General features: G+C 64.5%; 21 protein-coding genes. 16 read left to right on the forward strand and 5 right to left on the reverse strand.

Annotation, left to right across the window (positions count from 1 at the left end):
- Positions 1 to 14: 14 nt before the first annotated feature.
- The 13 genes from G6N38_RS21805 to G6N38_RS21865 all read left to right on the forward strand — a co-directional run bounded on the left by G6N38_RS21805 (position 15) and on the right by G6N38_RS21865 (position 13345).
- The gene (locus tag G6N38_RS21805; RefSeq protein ID WP_163750089.1) at positions 15 to 467 is read left to right on the forward strand and encodes a MaoC family dehydratase; all 453 of its coding nucleotides are present in this window, start codon (positions 15 to 17) and stop codon (positions 465 to 467) included.
- A complete protein-coding gene (locus tag G6N38_RS21810) occupies positions 457 to 1668 on the forward strand; it encodes an enoyl-CoA hydratase-related protein (protein WP_163750090.1) in 1212 nt (403 codons plus the stop codon). Before G6N38_RS21805 ends, G6N38_RS21810 begins: the two co-directional genes overlap by 11 nt.
- A gap of 2 nt (positions 1669 to 1670) precedes the next feature.
- A complete protein-coding gene (locus tag G6N38_RS21815; RefSeq protein WP_163750091.1) occupies positions 1671 to 2831 on the forward strand; it encodes an acyl-CoA dehydrogenase family protein in 1161 nt (386 codons plus the stop codon).
- A gap of 31 nt (positions 2832 to 2862) precedes the next feature.
- The gene (locus tag G6N38_RS21820) at positions 2863 to 4185 is read left to right on the forward strand and encodes a phytoene desaturase family protein (RefSeq protein WP_163750092.1); all 1323 of its coding nucleotides are present in this window, start codon (positions 2863 to 2865) and stop codon (positions 4183 to 4185) included.
- Positions 4182 to 4997, forward strand: a complete 816-nt coding sequence (locus G6N38_RS21825; protein ID WP_407663011.1) for an HpcH/HpaI aldolase/citrate lyase family protein — start codon at positions 4182 to 4184, stop codon at positions 4995 to 4997. Before G6N38_RS21820 ends, G6N38_RS21825 begins: the two co-directional genes overlap by 4 nt.
- 154 nt (positions 4998 to 5151) lie before the next feature.
- On the forward strand, positions 5152 to 5862 hold the full coding sequence (locus G6N38_RS21830) for a hypothetical protein (RefSeq protein WP_246227369.1): 711 nt from the start codon (positions 5152 to 5154) through the stop codon (positions 5860 to 5862).
- 226 nt (positions 5863 to 6088) lie between these two features.
- Complete coding sequence (locus G6N38_RS21835; protein WP_163750093.1) at positions 6089 to 6493, forward strand: SCP2 sterol-binding domain-containing protein; 405 nt, start codon at positions 6089 to 6091, stop codon at positions 6491 to 6493.
- Between the two features lie 3 nt (positions 6494 to 6496).
- Positions 6497 to 8035, forward strand: coding sequence for an acyl-CoA synthetase (locus G6N38_RS21840; protein WP_163750094.1), 1539 nt, complete (start codon positions 6497 to 6499; stop codon positions 8033 to 8035).
- Positions 8032 to 9291, forward strand: a complete 1260-nt coding sequence (locus G6N38_RS21845) for a cytochrome P450 (RefSeq protein WP_163750095.1) — start codon at positions 8032 to 8034, stop codon at positions 9289 to 9291. The genes G6N38_RS21840 and G6N38_RS21845 overlap by 4 nt, the downstream gene beginning before the upstream one ends.
- A gap of 13 nt (positions 9292 to 9304) precedes the next feature.
- Positions 9305 to 10096 carry a coniferyl-alcohol dehydrogenase gene (locus G6N38_RS21850; RefSeq protein WP_163750096.1) on the forward strand — a complete coding sequence of 264 codons (792 nt, stop codon included), beginning with the start codon at positions 9305 to 9307 and terminating at the stop codon, positions 10094 to 10096.
- Between the two features lie 7 nt (positions 10097 to 10103).
- A complete protein-coding gene (locus G6N38_RS21855) occupies positions 10104 to 11504 on the forward strand; it encodes an aldehyde dehydrogenase family protein (RefSeq protein WP_407662794.1) in 1401 nt (466 codons plus the stop codon).
- The gene (locus G6N38_RS21860; protein WP_163750097.1) at positions 11504 to 11689 is read left to right on the forward strand and encodes a ferredoxin; all 186 of its coding nucleotides are present in this window, start codon (positions 11504 to 11506) and stop codon (positions 11687 to 11689) included. The genes G6N38_RS21855 and G6N38_RS21860 overlap by 1 nt, the downstream gene beginning before the upstream one ends.
- A gap of 63 nt (positions 11690 to 11752) precedes the next feature.
- On the forward strand, positions 11753 to 13345 hold the full coding sequence (locus tag G6N38_RS21865) for an FAD-dependent oxidoreductase (protein WP_163750098.1): 1593 nt from the start codon (positions 11753 to 11755) through the stop codon (positions 13343 to 13345).
- 107 nt (positions 13346 to 13452) lie between these two features.
- On the opposite strand, the gene G6N38_RS21870 is transcribed toward G6N38_RS21865, so the two are convergent.
- The 4 genes from G6N38_RS21870 to G6N38_RS21885 form a co-directional block, all read right to left on the reverse strand.
- Entirely contained in the window at positions 13453 to 14604 is a 1152-nt protein-coding gene (locus G6N38_RS21870; RefSeq protein WP_163750099.1) for an acyl-CoA dehydrogenase family protein, read from the reverse strand.
- Between the two features lie 3 nt (positions 14605 to 14607).
- Positions 14608 to 15759 (reverse strand): acetyl-CoA C-acetyltransferase, encoded by a 1152-nt coding sequence (locus tag G6N38_RS21875; protein ID WP_163750100.1) that lies wholly within the window; start codon positions 15757 to 15759, stop codon positions 14608 to 14610.
- Positions 15760 to 15834: 75 nt separating this feature from the next.
- Positions 15835 to 16404 (reverse strand): TetR/AcrR family transcriptional regulator, encoded by a 570-nt coding sequence (locus G6N38_RS21880; protein WP_246228075.1) that lies wholly within the window; start codon positions 16402 to 16404, stop codon positions 15835 to 15837.
- A gap of 212 nt (positions 16405 to 16616) precedes the next feature.
- Positions 16617 to 17780, reverse strand: coding sequence for an acyl-CoA dehydrogenase family protein (locus G6N38_RS21885; protein WP_163750102.1), 1164 nt, complete (start codon positions 17778 to 17780; stop codon positions 16617 to 16619).
- Positions 17781 to 17934: 154 nt separating this feature from the next.
- Here G6N38_RS21885 and G6N38_RS21890 point away from each other — a divergent pair, with 154 nt between their 5' ends.
- From G6N38_RS21890 to G6N38_RS21900, 3 genes are all read left to right on the forward strand, one after another.
- A complete protein-coding gene (locus G6N38_RS21890; RefSeq protein ID WP_163750103.1) occupies positions 17935 to 18546 on the forward strand; it encodes a cytochrome c oxidase subunit 3 in 612 nt (203 codons plus the stop codon).
- A complete protein-coding gene (locus tag G6N38_RS21895; protein ID WP_163750104.1) occupies positions 18543 to 18815 on the forward strand; it encodes a cytochrome C oxidase subunit IV family protein in 273 nt (90 codons plus the stop codon). The genes G6N38_RS21890 and G6N38_RS21895 overlap by 4 nt, the downstream gene beginning before the upstream one ends.
- A 77-nt stretch (positions 18816 to 18892) precedes the next feature.
- Complete coding sequence (locus tag G6N38_RS21900) at positions 18893 to 19555, forward strand: TetR/AcrR family transcriptional regulator (RefSeq protein ID WP_163750105.1); 663 nt, start codon at positions 18893 to 18895, stop codon at positions 19553 to 19555.
- 9 nt (positions 19556 to 19564) lie between these two features.
- Here the strand turns inward: G6N38_RS21900 and G6N38_RS21905 are convergent, their stop codons facing one another.
- A complete protein-coding gene (locus G6N38_RS21905) occupies positions 19565 to 20635 on the reverse strand; it encodes a phosphotransferase family protein (RefSeq protein WP_163750106.1) in 1071 nt (356 codons plus the stop codon).
- Positions 20636 to 20690 lie beyond the last annotated feature (55 nt).

The following is a 20690-nucleotide window of genomic DNA, read 5'->3' on the forward strand; positions in this document are numbered from 1 at the left end:
GGATCAGCGAAGTCATGAAAGTGTTCCAAGACCTTGCGGAGTTCACGACGGCGGCGGGCACCGAACTCGGGCCAACAGATTGGCTGCCCATCGATCAACAACGTGTCGATGGCTTCGCCGACGCGACCGATGACCATCAGTGGATTCACGTCGACCCCGAACGCGCCGCGTCCGGACCGTTCGGCGGCACCATCGCCCACGGTCTACTGACACTTGCCCTGCTGCCGCGGTTCATGCATGAGCTCTACCGGGTGGACAACGTCACCATGGCTGTCAACTACGGGTTCAACAAGGTGCGGTTCATCACCCCGGTGCCCGTCGGGGCCAAGCTTCGGGCGTCGTCGGTGATCTCGCGGGTCGACGCGCTGGACGGTGCGGTGCAGGCCACCATGGTGACCACGATCGAGGCCGAAGGGGCCAGCAAGCCCGCCGCGGTGATCGAATCGATTGTGCGCTATGTCGGTTGAGGCCCGTCCCGATACCAAGGTCGCAACCGCACAAGCGCTCTATGGCGCGCTGGCCACCGGTGATGTGGATGCGATCGACCGGCTACTGGCTCCTGACTTCGTCGGCCACGCCGCGCCGGGATTGCCCCTCGCCATGGGCGGTACCCACGTCGGCGCCGAGGCGATGCGCACGAACTTGTGGTGGCGGATCGGGGAGCACTTCAAGGTCCGCGCCGAGGCCGAAGACTTCCAGCCGCTGGAAGACGGCCGGCTCGTGGTGATCGGGGCATATCGCGGCACGGCTCGCCGCTCGGGAGCCGAGCTCGACGCAGCCTTCGTCCACCTCCTGTCCTTCGACGGGGCCGGTCGTATCGCGTCCCTGAATCAACTCACCGACACCGCCGCCTGGCATGCCGCACTCGACGGTGGCAACCGTCTGCAGACCATCGACTTCCGGGTCGAAGACGGGGTGGCGACGATCTGTTTGAATCGCCCTGCGCAGCGCAATGCCATCAATCTGCGGATGGCCCAGGAGTTCTTGGAGGTGGCACGGCGTATCGCCGCTGATCCCTCGGTGCGCGCAGTCCTGATCAGTGGCAACGGCCCGGCGCTGACCGTGGGCGGTGACATTGCGTACTTCCTGGAGGGCGGGGGTGAGGGCTACGACCGGCTGTTCGAGCGGATGATCTGGCCGTTCCACGAGGCGTTCGACATCCTGAGCCGGATCGAAGCGCCCATCGTGGCAGCCGCGCACGGCGCGGTGGCCGGCGGTGGCATGGGGTTCGTCTATGCCGCCGATCTCGTCCTCGCGGCAGAGGGCACCAGGTTCGTTCCCGCCTTCGCCGCCATCGGGCTGTCCGGCGACGGGGGTGGTACCTATCACCTGCCACGACTGATCGGGCCGCGCCGCGCCGCGCAGGCGTACCTGCGCAACACGCCGATCAGTGTCGATGAGGCCCTCGAATGGGGCCTGGTGAACGAGATCGTGCCGGCTGACGAACTCCACAGTCGTGCAACGGCATTGGCGCGCGAGCTGGCACAAGGACCCACCGTCGCGTTTGCGACGATGCGCAAGCTGTTGCGGGAAAGCTGGGGTAACGACCTCACGGCACAGCTGGCTGCGGAATTGCGCGGCACCAAGAAAACAGGAATCACCCGCGATGCGGCAGGTGCATTCTCCGCGTTCGCGCAGAAGCGGACACCGACTTTCGAAGGGCGATGACCATGGCAGGACTCATTCGGGACAGCGACGAGCACAAAGCGATCCGCGAGAGCGTGGCGGGCATCGCCGATCGCTATGGGCAGCAGTACTTTCTGGCGCGGGGCCGCGCGGGCGAGGGCATCGAGGAACTCTGGAAGGACCTCGGCGCCGCCGGCCTGCTCGGCGTTCACCTGCCCGAAGCCTACGGCGGCGGCGGCGGGGGTATGGCCGAGGCCGTCGTGGTGGTCGAAGAACTTGCCGCCCATGGCATGCCGATGCTCATCTGGGTGATCTCCCCGGCCATCTGCGGCAGCATCATCGCCATCCATGGCTCCGAACAGATGAAGCAGCGGTGGCTACCCGGGATTGCCGATGGCAGCCAGAAGGTGGCGTTCGGTCTCACCGAACCCGACGCCGGATCCAACAGCCACAATGTCAAGACAACAGCGCGCAAGACCGCTGACGGCTGGGTGCTTTCGGGATCGAAGTACTACATCTCCGCCATCGATCAGAGCGACGCTCTGCTGGTGGTGGCACGCGATGGCGACCTGTCCACCCCGGAGAAGTCCAAGCTGTCGCTGTTCGTGGTGCCGACCGATGTGAAAGGCCTGACCTACCAGCAGATCGATACCTCGATCGTCTCGCCGGACAAGCAGTTCACCGTCTTCCTCGACGAGGTCGAGATCGGCGAGGACGCGTTGATCGGACAGGCAGGCAACGGGCTGCGACAGGTGTTCGACGGATTGAATCCCGAACGAATTCTGGTTGGTGCCATCTGCGGTGGCGTCGGACGGTTCGCCATCGAGAAGGCCGTCGCCTACGCCAAGGAGCGCACGGTCTGGTCGACCCCGATCGGCGCGCACCAGGGCATCGCTCATCCGCTGGCCGAGAGCCACATTGCCGTGGAGCTGAGCCGGCTGGCCACCGCGCTGTCCGCCCAGCAGTTCGACGCGGGCGAGTCCGCCGGTGAAGCGGCGAACATCGCCAAGTTCTCGGCATCCGAAGCCGCGCTGAAGGCACTGGACCAGGCCATCCAAACCCACGGCGGAAACGGTCTCTCCCACGAATACGGGCTCTCGGAACTGTGGTTCCTGACCAGGCTGATGCGCACCGCTCCGGTCAGCCGGGAGATGGTGCTCAACTTCGTCGCGCAAACCTCGCTCGGCCTGCCCCGTTCGTACTGACCACCCGACACCGGACTGAAGGAGAATGACGATGACGTCAGCAGAAAACACGTTCGACGCCGTGGTGATCGGCGCGGGTGCGGGAGGCCTCTTCACGGCCGCTCGCCTGACCAAGCTCGGCTACCGCACACTGGTGGTCGAGACGCTGGACAAGGTCGGCGGTCGGGCCTCCACCGACGATATTGACGGCTTCAAGGTCAACAACGGCGCCATCGTCATCGAGGTCGGTGGCATCACCGAAGAGACCTGCAACGAGGTGGGCGCGCGCTTCGACATCCGTGAGCCGCAGCCGCCGATCCTGTACCGCATCGCGGGTAAGGACGTCGACGTCACCGGCGGCGGCTGGGGTTTCCTGCTCGGCAAGCTGACCCGGCAGGGTGCCAAGCTGGTCAAGGGAATCGGGGCGGCCCGCAACGATTCCGGTCTGCCCGAGGACGAACTGTCCACCGCTGACTGGGTGTCCAAATACACCAAGAACGAGGGTGTGCACGGGATCTTCCGCAACATGTGCGCCTCGGTGTTCGCGGTGGGCTCACAGGATCTGCCGGCCCGGGTGTTCCTCACCTACTTCACCCGCAAGAGTGCGTTCAAACGCTTTGGTTTCCATCCCGAAGGCACCATCGGCATCTGGCGCGCACTGGCCGACGCGGTGGTGGCCAACGGTGGCCAGCTTTGGCTGTCAACGCCGGTGACGAAGATCCACAAGGGCGACGGTGACGTCGTGACCGGGATCGACGTCATCCGCAACGGTGAGACGGTGCGGATCGACGCACCCGTGGTGGTCAGCGATATCGGTCCCGCCGGCACCGTCCGGCTGATCGGCGAGGAGAACGTTCCGCCGGATTACCAGGACCTGGTGAAGAAGGCGGACCGTCCGACATCGATGATCACGGTGAACTTCGCCAGCCAGGAACGTCTCGTCGACGTGCCCGGCATGCTCAGCTTCGCGAAATCGCGCCGACTGGCCTACATCGCGAACTTCACCGACGTGTGCCCCGAGATGGCGCCGGCGGGCTGGAATCTCTACGCGGGCACCTCCGTGCCCGACAATCCGACCGGCGACTTCGACGAGGCGGCCGAAACCGAGTTCCTGCTACAGGATCTGCGGGAGAACATCGAGGACTTCGACAACCGTGCCCGCATCCTCAATATCGCCGTCACCCGCGACGAATGGCCCCCGCAACGTGCCGTCGCCGGCTACGACCTCACTCACGACACCCCGTTCCGGAACCTGTGGAACGTCGGCGACGGGGTCAAGGAGTACGCGAACGGTGGCACCACCGCCTGTGCTGAGACGGCGAAACTGGTTGTCGACAAGATCGTGGCGGCTCACCGGCCGGCGGTGTCGCGCTGACGGGCATTGCCGAGCGGATCGCGTTCGCCCGCAGCGTCCTGTTCGTTCCCGGTGACCGCCCCGACCGTTTTGGCAAAGCCGTCGCCAGCGGTGCCGATCTCGTCGTCGTGGACCTGGAAGACGCTGTCGGAATCGAGGACAAGCTCGCCGCGCGAGCGGCGGTAGACCAGTTCCTCGGCACCGGTGTGCCGGTGGCGGTTCGGATCAATGGCAGCGCCACCGAGTGGTTCGACGGCGACGTCGAAACCGTGTCACGGCGGCAATGCGCGGTCATGGTTCCCAAGGCGCACAGCGTGTCTGAGCTCGAGGGCATCGCCGACCGGCTATCTCCGGGTACGCCGCTGATCGCGCTCATCGAGACGGCTGCCGGAGTTCATGCGGCGCCGGCGATCTGTGCGGTCGAAGCGGTGGCGCGAGCGGCGTTCGGCAGCGTCGACCTCGGTGCCGAAGTGGGGGTGGACCCCGCGCTGCACGAACCCCTGCTGTACGCCCGCAGTGCCTTGGTTCTCGCTTCGGCGGCGGCCGGGCGCCCCGCACCGTTAGACGGTGTGACGACCGACCTGAGCTCGGCTGGACCGCTTTCCGCGGATGTCGACCACGCGGTCCGGCTGGGCTTCGGCGGGAAGCTGTGTATTCATCCGGGCCAGATCGCGGTCGTCAACGAACGCTTTTCGCCGTCGCCGGCGGAACTCGAGTGGGCACACCGGGTGACTGCCGAGGCCTCCGGAGGCAAGGTGTGTGTCGTCGACGGCAAGATGGTGGACAAGCCGGTGCTGGACCGGGCTGCGCGAATCCTCGCGCGGGCCCGGTGAGTATCGGTATGCACGCCGGCAGCGATCAGCTGGCGTCACCACGGTGTGCCAGGCGCGCCCGCCCCGGCAGATATGTCGAGGCCGTGCCGCTCACCCCTTGCTCCAGCCGGGCTCCGGCTCTATATTTTAATTCATATTAAGGAGTGCATCGGTCATGTCTCGTCGCGTCCAATTGATGTGCGCGTGGTCCGGCCCGGCGGCCGCGGTCGTGACACTGTGCGGATGGTTGATCGCGGGCATCCTGCCGCTGCCACTGGGATCTTCCAGCACGACCGAGGAGGTCGTGGGCTTCTATCACCATGACACGCGCGTCATCCTCGGCCTGATCATCGCGCAGATCGGTATCTGCCTGGTACTCCCGCTCGTCGGCCTGATCGCCACCTTCATGCTCCGGATCGAGGGGCGCACTCCCATACTCACGTTTGTCCAGCTCGTCGCCGGGGCGGTCACGGGGGTGTTGCTGGTGGTGCCGATGCTGTTGATGGCGGTGATCGCGTTCCGGCCGGATCGCAATCCTGAGTTGACCGTCACGCTCAACGACCTCGCCTGGCTGCTGTTCATCACGCCGATCGCGCCGTTCATCATTCAGAACATCGCCATCGGTATAGCGATTCTCGGCGACCGCCGCAGGACGCTGCCCCGCTGGCTCGGTTACCTGAACTTCTGGATCGCGGCGTCGTTCATCCCTGACCCACTGGCGTACTTCTTCCACAGCGGGCCGTTCTCCTGGCGGGGCATCTTCGTCTTCTGGCTTGCCCTTACCACCTACGCCATCTTCCTCGTTGGCATGGGCCTGGGGTTGCGGGCTGCGGTAGTCAAAGGTCAGCCGTCGGGGGAGTCGTTGCCGGTGGCTGCGGACGCCTAGGCGCACCGTTACCGGACGCGACGGCGACAGCGCGACCACAACTCCAAAAGGCCAGTCTGACAACACTTGTAGTTGGTTGTCGTCGGGTCGGGCTACCGGCGGGGGAGCCGCCCGGATCGGCTGAGGCAAAGTTGACTTGGGGTGGGGAAGGTGTGACCATGGTCTCAGACCTGGACACGAAGCGGTCCACCACATAATTTAAATCGAATATAGATTAAGGAGAACGATGGGGTTCGCCAGCTCTGCAGAGGTAACGAAGTACATCGGCGGAATCTTCGAGTCTGCCTTCGTTGATCCCGAGATCGGTCCCAAGCTCGAGGCCACCGGGATCGTGGTCGCGTTCGATTTCTCGGATCCGGCAGCCATGGTCGTGATCGACATGGCGAACAAGACCGTCCGCGAAGGTCTCGAAGGCGGCACCGCACCGACCGCCACGATGTCGATGACGTCGGAGACCGGCAATGCCTATTGGCAGGGCAAGGTGAACCTGCCGCTGGCGATGGCCAAGAAGAAGATCACCGTCGAGGGAAATGTCGCCAGCCTGCTCAAGCTCGCTCCGCTGGGCAAGAAGCTCTATCCGTCCTACATCGAACGTCTGAAGGCCGATGGCCGGGACGATCTGCTGGCCTGACCGATGTTCCCAGGAACCCATGCCGCGATAGCCCCCGGTCGGCCCGCTGTGGTCATGGCCGAATCGGGCCAGACCTTGACCTACGGCGAGCTCGAGCAGCACTCCGCGTCGATCGCCAGCGCCTTACACGGACTTGGCCTTCGCCGGGGTGACGTGATCGCACTGCTCTCGGACAACGCCGCCGAAGCGTTCGAGGTGTACTGGGCCGCCATCCGGTCGGGCCTGTACATCGTTGCGGTCAACTGGCATCTCACCGCTGACGAAGCTGCCTACATCATCAACGACTCCCAGGCCCGGGTGCTGTTCGCCTCGGCGGGGATTCGTGGGCTTGCCGAGCAGATCGCTGCGCTCACACCCGACGTTCACCATCGGTACTGCTACGGCGGGGACATCGACGCTTATCGACCCTACGAAGTGCTCCTGGACCCCAGCTTCGAGGCGCTGTCGGACCAGCCGCGCGGAGCCGAGATGCTCTACTCGTCGGGCACCACCGGCCGGCCGAAGGGCGTCAAGCCGGTCCTGCTCGACATCCAGGTCGACGAGCCCGGTGATCCGCTGGTCGGAATGCTCGCCCAGGCCTTCGGTATCACCGCCGACGACCGGTACCTTTCGCCGGCGCCGGTCTATCACGCAGCGCCCCTGAAGTGGTGTGGTGGTGTGCACTCTTTGGGTGGCACCGTCGTCCTGATGAACAGTTTCGATGCGACCGCGGCGCTGCGAGCCATCCAGGATCACCGGATCACGGTGACCCAGGTGGTCCCCACGATGTTTGTTCGCCTGCTGCAGCTGCCTGACGAGGTGCGCAGTGCGTTCGACTCGTCGTCGTTGCGGTTGGCGGTGCACGCCGCCGCGCCGTGCCCACCCGATGTCAAGCAGGCGATGATCAGCTGGTGGGGGCCGATTCTCGTCGAGTACTACGGAGCCACCGAAGGTCACGGCATCACGGTCGTGACCACCGATGAGTGGCTGAACAAGCGTGGTTCGGTCGGGCGTGCGGTGCTGGGCGCGCTGCACGTGTGCGATGACGAGGGTGTGGAACTCGCACCCGGCGAGATCGGAGCCATCTACTTCGAACGTGACCGGGCCGTCTTCGACTACCACAACGACCCCGAAAAGACAGCCAGCGCAAGACACCCCAGCCATGACAACTGGTCCACCGTGGGCGACCTGGGATACGTCGACGAGGACGGCTACCTGTTCCTCACCGATCGCAAGGCGTTCATGATCATCTCCGGAGGGGTGAACATCTATCCCCAAGAGGTCGAGAATGTCCTCGCCCTGCATCCAAAGATTTCGGATGTGGCGGTCATCGGCGTTCCCGACCCCGAGATGGGCGAGCAGGTCAAGGCCATTGCGGAACTGCGTTCGGGACAGATCGGCAGTGACGAATTGGCCGCTGAACTGATCACCTACGTGCGGGACCGCATCGCGCACTACAAAGCCCCGAAGAGCGTCGACTTCGTCGACGAGCTTCCGCGTCTGGCCACCGGAAAGCTAGCCAAGGGGAAACTCCGACAACCATACCTGGAAGCGCACCGATGAACACCGAAACACTGTCACCCGCACGGCAATACGATCCCGTTGACATCTCTCCGCTGAGCTTCTGGGCGAAAACCGCCGAGGAACGTGAAGAGTCGTTCAAGATCCTGCGTGACGAGCGGCCCCTGAGCTGGCACAAGCCGATCGAAGGCGCGTTGATGGAGGCCGAGATCGACGGCCTCTGGGTGGTGACGCGCCACGAGGACATCGCCTACGTCAGCAAGAACCCACAACTGTTCTGTTCGGGACAGGGCGTGATGATCGAGGCGGTTCCCGAGGACATCCTGGATGCGGCGCAATCGTTCTTGGCGATGGATGGGTCACAGCATTCGGTGCTGCGCCGGCTGATCAGTTCGGTCTTCACCCCACGCCAGGTCGCCAAGATCCATGACCAGATCCAGAACCAAGCGAAGACGATCGTCAGCGATCTGCTCGAGACCCGAAGCGGCGATTTTGTCGAGCAGGTCTCCAAGCGACTGCCGATGTGGACCATCTACGAGATGGTCGGTCTGCCAAAGGAATCTCGTGACGAGGCCGCCCACCATGCCGACGGAATGGTGTCGTGGGCCGACGCCGACGTGGCCGCCGGGCGCGAGTCGGGCGAGGTTCTCAACGAGTCCCTCGTCGGCCTGCTCACCATGGGGCTCGAACTTGCCGAGCAGCGTCGGGCCCATCCCACTTCCGATCTGATGTCCCTGCTGGTTCAGGCCGAGATCGACGGCCGGCGACTCACCGACGAGGAACTGGGGGCGTTCTTCGTGCTGCTGTCGGTGGCCGGGAATGACACCACGCGAAACACCGTCACACTGACGACGATGGCATTGCAGCAGTTCCCGGAACAGCGGGCGTTGCTGCACAACGATTTTGACGGTCATATCAAGCGCGGTATCGAGGAGTTCGTACGCTGGGCGAGCCCGGTCATGACGTTCCGGCGTACCGCGACCCAGGACACCGAACTCTGTGGTCAACCGGTGAAGGAAGGGGAGTGGGTTCTGATGATGTACTCCTCGGGCAACCGGGACGAACGGGTTTTCCCCAACCCGAACCAGTTTGACATCACCCGGGAGCCCAACGGACACATCGGGTTCGGCGGCGGCGGACCGCACTTCTGCATGGGGTCGTTCCTGGCGAAGATGCAATTGGAAGCGATATTCCGGGAGCTGATATTTCGTGCGCCCACCTTGCGGGTCGGCGAGCCGGAGTACCTCGTCGGCAACTTCGTGCGCGCCGTGAAGTCCCTGCCCTACACCCTCGACTGAACGGAAGAACCCCATGACTGAGTTCTCGGGAAAGCGCTATGTGGTCACCGGTGCGGCGTCCGGCATCGGCCACGCCGTCGCCGAACAGTTGATAGCGGCGGGAGCCGAGGTGACCAGCCTCGATCGCAACCAGCCCAGCGCGGTTGTGGCGCGGCACATTCCGGTCGACCTGGCCAACCCGCGGAACATCGACGCGGCGGTAGAGAGCCTCGAGGGGTCCTACGACGGATTGATGAACGTCGCGGGCATTCCGGGGACCGCAGCGGCCGACCTGGTATTTGCGGTCAACAGCTTGGCGGTACGCCATCTCAGCGAAGCCTTCTTCGAAAGGCTCGTGCCCGGTGGCGCCATCACCATCGTGTCCTCTACGGCGGGGTTCGGCTGGCCCGAACGTCTGGACGCGATTCGCGACGTGCTGGCGACCGACACCTTCGAAGAGGGCGCAGCCTGGTTCAAGGCCAACCCACAACAGGGCAACGCCTATAACTTCTCCAAAGAAGTCACCACCGTCTACGCCCAGATGATGGGACTGGCACTCGGGCAGATGGGCTTTCGGATCAATGCGGTCCTGCCCGGTCCGGTCGAAACGCCGATTCTTGCCGACTTCGAGGAAACGATGGGCAAGGACACCCTGGACGGGGTGAAGGACCTGCTCGGTCGCCACGCCGATCCTGCCGACATCGCGTCGGTCGTTCTCTTCCTGGCCTCGGACGCCGCCCGGTGGGTGAACGGTCAGGCGCTGGCCGTCGACGGCGGGCTCACCGGCGCGGTCAGTACCGGCGTCGTGCCGAAGCCGGAGTTCTGAGCATCTCGTGACAGTCAACGTAATTGCCGATTCGGCGGTCGGCGAGTCGGGTGAAACCGCGGCGGCTGACCTACGCCGGGTCTTTGCGACGGGACGCACCAGATCGCTGCACTGGCGACTTGACCAGCTGGCCGGCATCGAGGCGCTCTGCGATGAACAAGAGCCGGCCATCGCCAGGGCATTGGCATCCGATCTGGGCCGTCCACCGGTCGAAGCCTGGCTCGGGGACATCGCCTCGACCAAGGGCGAAGCGACATATGCACGCAAGCACCTCAAGAAGTGGATGCGACGGATCCGCCAGCCGCTGCCCGTGGCTCAGCTACCCGGTCGTGGCTGGGTTCAGTACGACCCGTTGGGTGTGGTGCTCGTCATCGGCCCGTGGAACTACCCGTTCTATCTGAGTGTGGCTCCCCTGGTGGCCGCGATCTCGGCCGGCAACTGCGCCGTGCTCAAGCCCTCCGAGCTCGCGCCCGCCACGTCGGAGTTGTTGACCGATGTTCTCCCCAAATACGTTGATGATCAGGCTTTCCGAGTGATCGAAGGCGACGGCGGCACCACCCAGAACCTGATCGCTCAAGGCTTCGATCACGTGCTTTTCACCGGCGGCACCGAGATCGGGCGCAAGATCATGGCAGCGGCCGCGCCGACACTGACTCCGGTGACCCTCGAATTGGGCGGCAAGAGTCCGGTGATCGTCACCGCGGATGCCGACCTTGACGTCGCCGCGCGACGGGTCGCCTGGGTGAAACTGATGAATTCCGGCCAGACCTGTATCGCGCCCGACTACGTCCTGGCCGACAGTGCCGTTGTCGACGCCTTCACCGACAAAGTGATCGGATACATCGACAAGTTCCGCTCGCAGGACCGCGACAGCGGGCTGCGCATCGTCAATCGGCGCCAATTCGATCGGCTCAAGGAATTGATCGACACGACCAGCGGAACGATCGTTGCCGGCGGGCGCACCGATGTTGGCTCACTGTCCGTCGAACCGACCGTGGTCCGCGACCCTGCGCCCACCGACGCGGTGATGACCGACGAGATCTTCGGCCCGGTGCTGCCGATCATCAGCGTGGAGTCCACCACGGCCGCCGTCGGTTTCGTCAACTCCAGGCCGAAGCCGCTGGCGCTGTACGTCTTCACCAACTCCCGACAGCTGGGCCGCGAACTCGTCGACGCCATCCCATCGGGAGGTGCGGTGATCAACCACGTCGCCATGCACTGCCTGGTTCCCCAGCTCCCATTCGGTGGCGTTGGTGCCAGCGGAATGGGGCAGTACCACGGCCGCTGGGGCTTCGAGGCCCTCAGCCACCGACGGGCCGTGCTGGCCAAGTCCGCGCGACCCGATCTCAAGCTGACGTACCCGCCCTACACCGACAGTGCCGTCAAGATCATGCGGAGGTTGTTCTGATGATCATCCGAGTGGACACCACCAAATGTGCCGGAATCGGTATGTGCGAGATGACAGCTCCCAAGGTCTTCGAGGTTGGTGATGACGGTCAGGCACACGTGATCGGCGACCCGGATGGCGACCTCGGCGTGGTCGAGGACGCAGTGTCCAACTGCCCGACGAGCGCTCTCTCCGTCGAGCCCTGAGCGCGCCCACACGCTATCCCGCACATCTGAGTTCATCCCCACGAGAGGCGACGCAGAAGACCCATGGCCTTCGTTATCACGCAGAACTGCTGCACCGACGCGAGTTGTGTTCCGGTATGCCCCGTGGACTGCATTCGACCCGTGCCCAGCCCGGCCGGCGAGACCGCTCCAATGCTGTACATCGATCCGCGGTCATGCGTGGACTGCGGTGCCTGCGTCGAAGTGTGTCCGGTCGGTGCGATCTACCACGAGGACGAGTTACCGGAATCGCAGACCCGGTTCAAGGCGATCAACGCCGAGTACTTCGCCACCGAGCCGTTGACCGTCCGGCCGAGCCCCGCGAACTGGGCGCCTCCCGCCCTCGGACGAGATCAGCTGCGGGTGGCCGTGGTCGGTGCCGGCCCGGCGGCGTGTTACGCCATCTCGGACCTGGTCCGTAGCCCGGGGGTGCAGGTCGATGTATTCGATCGGTTACCAACGCCGTTCGGTCTGGTGCGCTTCGGTGTCGCGCCGGATCATCAACGCACCAAGGACGTCTCGCAGGTGTTCGAGACCGCCCTCTCGAGCCCGAACGTGACGTGCTTTTTCAATGTCGCCATCGGTGGGGACCTCACCCACGAGGAACTGATGGCATCCCACGACGCGGTGATCTACGCGGTAGGTGCCTCGCAGGCACGCGATCTGGGCATCCCCGGTGAGGATCTGCCGGGCAGCATGGCGGCATCGGAGTTCGTGAGCTGGTACAACGGGCATCCCGACCACGCCGAACGCCAACTCGAGCTCGACGGGCCGCGCGTGGTGGTCGTCGGAAACGGCAACGTCGCGCTCGACGTGGCCCGTGTGCTCGTGTCGAACCCCGATCAGCTGGCGACCACCGACATCGCCGAACATGCGCTGATCCAGCTCGGCCGCGGCGACGTCCGTGAGGTTGTCGTCCTGGGCCGTCGCGGCGCGGCGGACGGTGCCTTCTCCGTCGGTGAACTGCTGGCGCTCGGCTCGCTGCCCGGGGTCGACATCGTCGTTGAGGGAGAACTCGGCCCGCGGCCCGACGATCACGAGCGGGCGCTCAAGTTCGACATCGTCACCGAGTACGCGCAGCGACCGCGGACATCGGCAGACAAGCGGATCGTACTGCGCTTCGGCAGCCGGCCCACCAAGATCGTCGGGTCCGAACGCGTTGAGGGCCTTGAGGTTCAGGATGCAACGGGGACCGCGTTGATCGAAACCGCTATGGTGCTGCGGTCGGTGGGTTATCGAGGTGTGCCGATCGACGGCCTGCCGTTCGACGACGACGCCGGCGTGGTCCCGAACGCGGCGGGCCGGGTGCTGCGCGGCGGCGTCCCGGTGCCGGGGGTGTACGTCGCAGGGTGGATCAAGCGCGGGCCCCGAGGTGTCATCGGCACCAACCGGCTGTGCGCCCGCGAGACCGTGACCAGTCTGCTTGCGGATGCTCGTGCCGGAACCCTGCCCCAACCGGTATCAGCGGACCGGGTCGATGCGGATGTCCTCGCCGCACGCGGTGTGGCGGTGGTCGACCTGGCTGGATGGCGCCATATCGATGCCGCTGAGCGGCACCAGGGTGCAGCCGTCTCGCGTCCCCGGGTCAAAGTCGTCGACCGGGTGGCCATGCTCACGGCAGCGGGTGTGACCGTCTAGGCCCCGGCGCCAGCGTTATTCACCACCGCTATGGCGGTGGTGGCCTCAGCAGGCAACGCGAGAAGGGGATGCGGCGAACCGCATCCCCTTCTCGCGTCGGAATTTCCTTAGGGCGCCGCGATTTCGCGGCCGATGATCTCTTTCATGATCTCGGTCGTGCCACCGTAGATCGTTTGGATGCGGGTGTCCAGATAGGCTCGTGCTACGGGGTATTCGAGCATGTAGCCATATCCGCCGTGCAACTGCAGGCACCGGTCGATGATGCGTTTTTGCAGTTCGCTCACATACCACTTGCCCTTTGCCGCGTCCACCGCCGTGAGCTCGCCGGCGTTGTACGCCAGCACACTTCGATCGGTGTAGGCTTCCGCGACGTCGATTTCGGTGGCCATCTCGGCCAATTCGAACCGGACGTGTTGCTTGTCAGTCAGCGGGCCGCCGAACGCCTGACGACTCTTGCAGTATTCGACAGTCATGTTGAAGATCGCGCGGGTGGTGGCCATGGCCTTTGCCGTGACGCCGAGTCGTTCTCGCGGCAGGTGGCTCATCAGGTACTGAAGGCCTGATCCGGCTTCGCCCAACAGGTTTTCCGCAGGAACCTGCGCATCGCGGAAGAACAGCTCGGAGGTGTCCTGGGCGGGCAGCCCGATCTTGTCCAGCTTGCGCCCTCGTTCGAATCCTGGTGTATCGCGTTCGACGACGAACAGGCTGAAGGCCCTTGACCCCCCTTCGGGGTTGGTTCGTGCCGCGACGACGAGAACGTCGGACATGATCCCACTGGAGATGAAGGTCTTCTGCCCGTTGAGGATCCAATGGTTGCCGTCCCGGCGGGCGGTAGTGCGGATGCCGCGCAGATCACTGCCGGCGCCGGGTTCGGTCATGGCCAACGCGCCGATCAGTTCACCGGCGGCCATGCCAGGCAGCCAGCGATCCTTCTGGTCCGCATTGGTCAGATCGAGCAGGTAGTGCAAGACCAGGTCGTCCTGCAGGCTCACGGTGAGACCGAAGGACAGCGCGTTGATGTGCGCAATCTCCTCGCAGACCACCATGCGGTAGCGGTAATCGGCTTCACCAGCCCCGCCGTATTGCTCAGGGATCTGCAGAGCGTAGATACCGGATTTGGCGGCGCGCGCGAAGACTGAGCGGTCTATCCACCGATCGTTGTCCCAATCATGCTGATGGGGAACGACTTCCCTGGCAAGGAACTCGCGAACGGTCTCCCGGTAGGCCTCGTGGTCGGCCTCGTACAGCGATCTCTTCACGCTCTACAACCGCTCGATGATCGTCACGTTCGCCTGACCGCCACCCTCGCACATGGTCTGGAGTCCGTAGCGGCCGCCGGTGCGTTCGAGCTCGTGAAGCATCGACGTCATCAGGCGAGCGCCGGTGCAGCCGATCGGATGGCCCAGCGCGATGGCGCCGCCGTTGGGGTTGACCTTCGCCGGATCAGCTCCCAGCTCGGCCAGCCAGGACAGTACGACGGGAGCGAAGGCCTCGTTGATCTCGACGGTGTCGATGTCGTCGATCGACAGCCCGGCGCGCTTGAGGGCGTGCTGCGTCGCGGGGATCGGTGCGGACAGCATCATGACCGGGTCGGCGCCGCGTACGGAGATATGGTGAATGCGCGCTCGTGGCTTCAGCCCGAAGCGGTCGACGGCGGCCTTGGAGGCCACCAGCAGTGCCGCTGCGCCGTCGGAGATCTGGCTGGCCACAGCGGCCGTCAGCACACCACCGTCAACCAACGTCGGCAGCGACGCCATCTTCTCCAGCGAGGTGTCCGCACGTGGGCCCTCGTCGACACTGAGCCCGGCGAACTCAGTGATCTCCCGGGCGAAGTGTCCCTCGGCAATGGCGCGCAGGGCACGCTGATGGCTCTGGAACGCGAAGCGCTCGTTGTCTTCTCTGCTGAGGTTCCATTGCTCGGCAATCATCTCAGCGCCCCGGAACTGAGAGATCTCCTGATCGCCGTAGCGGGCCTTCCAGCCTTCGCAACCCGTCCAGGGATCCGTCGATCCGAACGGCTCGCCGGCGCCGAATGCGCTCAGGATCGGGAACTGGCTCATCTTCTGAACTCCACCGGCGACGATGAGGTCGGAAGTGCCGCTCATCACTGCCTGGGCGGCGAAATGCACTGCCTGCTGGGCTGATCCGCACTGGCGGTCGATCGTGACACCAGGAACCGACTCGGGTAGTCCCGCGGCCAGGGCCGCGGTCCGCGCGATGTCGCCGGCCTGGGACCCGATGTTGTCCAGGCACCCCAGGATCACGTCGTCGATCGCCGCGGGATCGATGTCGTTGCGGCCGACGACCGTCTTGATCACATGTGCGGCCATGTCGGCCGGATGCGCGTCGGCAAAGCTGCCCTTGCGCTTGCCCACCGCGGTTCGGGTGGCGTCAACGATATAAGCCTCAGTCATGGAAAATAATTTAACATAGAATCGAAAATGGATGAGACGTGGATCGCTGAAGTGACTGCGGGGGATGGGATCCGGTCAGGCGCGTCGTCGCCGCGCTCGTTTGGGAGCGGATCCCGGACTGAGGCTGTGCTTAACGAATGCCTGGGCATTGGCCACCATCGTCTCGACCGAGATACGCCTGGGATGCCACCACTCGGCCGTCCAGTTCAGCGCACCCAGAACCAGTGCCTGGGCCAATAGCGGATCCAGATCGTCGCGAATCTGGCCATCGGCCGCGGCATCCTTCATCAGGGCCCGCCACATGCGGTTGTAGGCGGCCTCTTCTTTCTTCTGCCGGGCCTTGAGGTGTTCGGGAATCTGGCCCGAATTACGGATTGATGCTCGGGCGTAGTCGGACAGCTCGAGCTCGTGTCGCAAGTGGGACTCGACCGCAGTCATGATGCGGTCCATCGGGGCGGTCTCCGGCGGAAGCGCGTCAAGTGCCTCCTGGAGATAGCTGCGCAGGTCGCTGATTCCGCAGAACATCACCTCTTCGATGAGGTCTTCGCGCGATTTGAAGTAGTAGTAGATCGCCGGTGCTCGAACCTCGGCCCGCTCGGCGATGTCGGTCAGCCGGGTGCCGGCATAGCCCTTCACGCTCAGCACCTGAGCAGCCGCGTCGAGGATGCGTGCGCGCGTCCGTTGAGCTTTGGTGTCGGTGAGGTCCGCGGTGGGCGACTTCGTGGGCATCGCTTGATGATAGGAGTGCCGCCCCGTTATAGGGGGCAGCGCGGTCGTAACCCGGTCGGTTCTTGGCCAGCGGAGTGCGCGATCTCACGCGTGGGGGTCCCGTCGGGGACTGCTGGCCACGGGTGGGTTCATACCCCGCCGCGGGAGACCAACTGCGCGGCGATGACGTTGCGCTGGATCTCGTTTGTGCCCTCCCCGACGATCATCAGTGGTGCGTCACGGAAATAGCGTTCGACGTCGTACTCCGTCGAGTAGCCGTATCCGCCGTGGATACGAACCGCGTTGAGTGCGATCTCCATGGCGACTTCCGAGGCGAACAGTTTGGCCATCCCGGCCTCCATGTCGGCACGCTCACCGCTGTCGTAGCGGTTGGCTGCGTGCAGTGTCAGCTGGCGCGCGGCGGTCAGTTTGGTGGCCATATCGGCCAGGTAATGCCCGACGGCCTGGTGTTTCCAGATCGGTTGACCGAAGCTTTCCCGGTCTTGGGCGTACGCCAGTGAATCCTCGAGTGCGGCGGTGGCCACTCCCAGTGCGCGAGAAGCAACCTGAATGCGTCCGGTCTCCAGTCCCTTCATCATCTGCGCGAAACCTCGGCCGGGCACGCCACCCAGGATGGCTGACGCGGGTACGTGGCAGTTCTCGAACGAGAGTTCACAGCTCTCAACGCCTTTGTAGCCGAGTTTGGGCAGGTCGCGCGACACGGTCAAGCCCTGGCCGTGCTCGACGAGAATGACTGAGATACCCGCGTGTTTGGGCGTCGCCTTGGGATCGGTCTTGCACAACAACGCGATGAGTCCGGACCGCCGGGCGTTCGAAATCCAGGTCTTGGACCCATTGATGACGAGCTCGGAGCTTCCGTCGGCGGCCGGTAGCGCAGTGGTCAACATGCTCTGCAGGTCGGACCCACCGCCCGGTTCGGTCAGCGCCATGGTGGCTCGCAGCTCGCCGGTGGCCATCGCCGGCAGATACTTGCTGCGCTGGTCCTCGGTCCCGAACTGGGAGATCAGCTTGGCCACGACGGTGTGACCGCCCATGGCGCCGGCCAGGCTCATCCAGCCCCGAGCCAGTTCCTGGGTCACCAGGACGTAGCAGGCCGTGGACACGGGCGAGCCGCCGTACTCCTCGGGCACGGCCAACCCATAGATGCCGATCCGCTTCATTTGATCGATCCACGCGGCCGGGTACTCGTTTGCGTGTTCTACGTCGCGCACCGTCGGTTTGACATCCCGATCGATGAATGACCGCACGGTCTCGACGAGCAGCGTTTCTTCCTGGCTCAGCTGATTGGGCATGTCGCCATGCTACCTTGTTTTTATTCTCGGTTAAATTGTGGCGCAGCGGCGCAATCGACACGAAGGGTGGGTGGATCGTCACGGTGTGCAACAGGCCGATCGGGGCGATCGCCGGCCGGATATCGGCCGCGGGTTCACCTTTCGCCGGAGTCCGATGACATCGGCACGGCGGTCGGAGTCAAACGGGTTCGTGGACAAGGAGGTAAGGACCCAACGGCGGCTTCCCGCCGAGGAGGGCGTATGGGTCTTCCTCTTCGGTGACATGACCGTGTTCGCGATGCTTTTCGGTGTCTATCTGTATTACCGCGGCCAGACTCCCGGCGTGTTCGACGAATCGCAGCTCCGGTTGAACCAGACGTTCGGGGCTGTCAACACGCTTGTGCTGTTGACCAGTTCCCTGTTGGTGGTGACCGCAGTTCGAGCGTTGCGACACAACGCCCGTCAGCTGGCGCGCAGGCTCATCTTTGCGGCCATGGCCTGCGGTGTGGTGTTCGTGATCAACAAGGTCATCGAGTACAGCCAGAAGATCTCCCACGGCATCGTTCCGGCGACCAACCAGTTCTTCATGTACTTCTACGTGATGACTGGGTTGCATCTCTTCCACGTGGTCATCGGTATGGCGTTGCTGCTATTCGTCGTGAAGCTGAGCCGCAAGCCCGTCCTTGCCGATCGGGAGTGGAGTTACCTTGAAGGCGCTGCGTGCTTTTGGCACATGGTCGATCTGCTGTGGATCGTGATCTTCCCGCTTCTGTACCTGGTGAAATGATGCTGACGACCCTTCTGCGTGATCGCATCACCATCGTCTGGTTCATCCTGATCGCGGCGACCCTGGCGTCGTGGATACTCGGTGTCGGGCACGAATTGCCACAGCGTTACGCAGCGATCGGCATCATGCTCATCGCGTTCACCAAAGTGCATTTTGTGGGTAGCTATTTCATGGAGCTACGGCATGCGCCCCTGGCTTTGAGGGCAGTCTTCGGCGCGTGGAACCTGGCCGTTGCGGGCGTGCTGGTCGGGCTGTATCTGTTCGTGTAGCTGAGTTCACACAACCGCGGGACCCGGTGGCCCGCTCATTGCCCATGAGCTGATCAATCGAGCCGTATCATGATCGAATGCCCAGGCAAAAGACCCGGCTGGCCGACGAAGCCGCCGAGGCGGATTCAGGCGGGTCGGTCTCGGAATCGAAGTCGGCGTTGACGAGGTCGCGCATTCTGGACGCGGCTGCTCGAGTTCTGTCCGAGCGTGGCTACGCGGGCTTGCGACTCACCGATGTGGCGGCCCAAGCCGAGCTGCAGGCGCCGGCGATCTATTACTACTTTCCGTCTCGTGAGGAGCTCATCGAGGAGGTGATGTGGTCAGGGATCGCCGACATGCGCGAGCACGTGGCTGCGGTTCTCGACGAGGTTGCCGACGGTACGCCCGCCATCGACCGGTTGCTGATCGCAGTTGAGGCGCACCTGCGACACGAGCTCGAAATCTCGCACTACACCACCGCAGCGATCCGGAATGCGGGACAGGTCCCGCACGCCATTCGCAAGCGGCAGGTACGCGAAGAGGAGCGCTACGGCGAGATCTGGCGCAAGTTGATCAACGACGTCGCGCGCGACGGCGTGCTTCGTCCGGAATTGGACTTCTACATCGCTCAGATGCTGGTGCTCGGAGCGTTGAACTGGGCGGTGGAATGGTGGACGCCGCGGCGCGGCTCCGTTGACGCGGTGGTGCAGAACGCCCAGTCTGTGATCCGGCACGGACTCGCCGAGGGGTCCGCCGGCTAGTCGGTGGTTCTACGCCGTCTTGGCGAGATGCTCGGTCGCCGAGGCAAGCAGCACGCCGATCGAGTCTTCGAGTTCCTCGGGGTCGACGGCCGCGTGCGAGCCCATCGCGCCGGCCAGACGGCGAGTTCGCACTCCCTCCAGCAGACTGGCCGCTCGCCACTGTGAGAAAGCCCGGTAGTAGTCGAGGTCGTCGACCTGGTAGCCGGTGACCTCGCGATACACCGCGACCATTTCGTCGCGGTCAGGAAACCCGCCCGCACGGGTCGGGCTCGGCATCACGATCGCGGCTTCCTCGACGGGACGCCAGTCGTCGAGTAGCCAGGCGAGGTCCGCGAGCGGATCGCCGACGGTGCACAGCTCCCAGTCGAGTACGGCTCCGATGCGACCGTCGCAGATCAGAAGATTCGACAGCCGGTAGTCGCCGTGCATGATCACGCCCGGACCAGGCTGCGGGGGCCGATCTTGCAGGTTGTCACGGATCGACTGCCAGGCGCGGTCGTGGCGGCTTGGCGTGGACACGTGCGCTGCCAAGTGCTCCCAGCCGGCGGTCACCCGGCGCAACTGCCGCACCAGATAAGGGCTGCTGGACGCTTTGATGCCCAGTATGGAGGCGTCGAGGAGATGCAGGCGGCCCAAAGTCTCGGCGACCGCGATGCCGAGGTCTCGGCGCTGCGATGGCGCCAACGCCCGTGCGTCGGCCTCGCACTCCAGAGGTGAGCCCGGCACACGTTCCATCACCAGGAACGGCGATCCGGACGGGCTCAACCCCGTTCCGATGACTCGTGGAACGGGCACATCGGTGGCTGCCAGCGCACTGAGGATCTGCGCTTCGCGAAGGACGTCGTGCGCATTGCCCGCGTGGTCGCCAGGCGGTGGCTCGCGCATCACCCACTGGCGTCCCACGGTGTCAGCGACGATGGTGGTGATGTTCGATTGGCCGATTCCCACCCGGGTCACCGTCACCGGCGGAGCCACATCCGGATCGTGCTGTGCAAGCCAGTCCGCGACAGCTGTGGGTCGTGTCCACATGCCCGCCGCGGTCGGTGCTTGCTGGTCTTCAACTGATGGTCGCAGTGCCATGCTGCCAACCCCTTCTGCTGTGGTGGTTGTGCGGTTACTCGTGGCGTGGCCGGGC

It is taken from the genome of Mycolicibacterium helvum, from assembly GCF_010731895.1.
Lineage (GTDB): Bacteria > Actinomycetota > Actinomycetes > Mycobacteriales > Mycobacteriaceae > Mycobacterium > Mycobacterium helvum.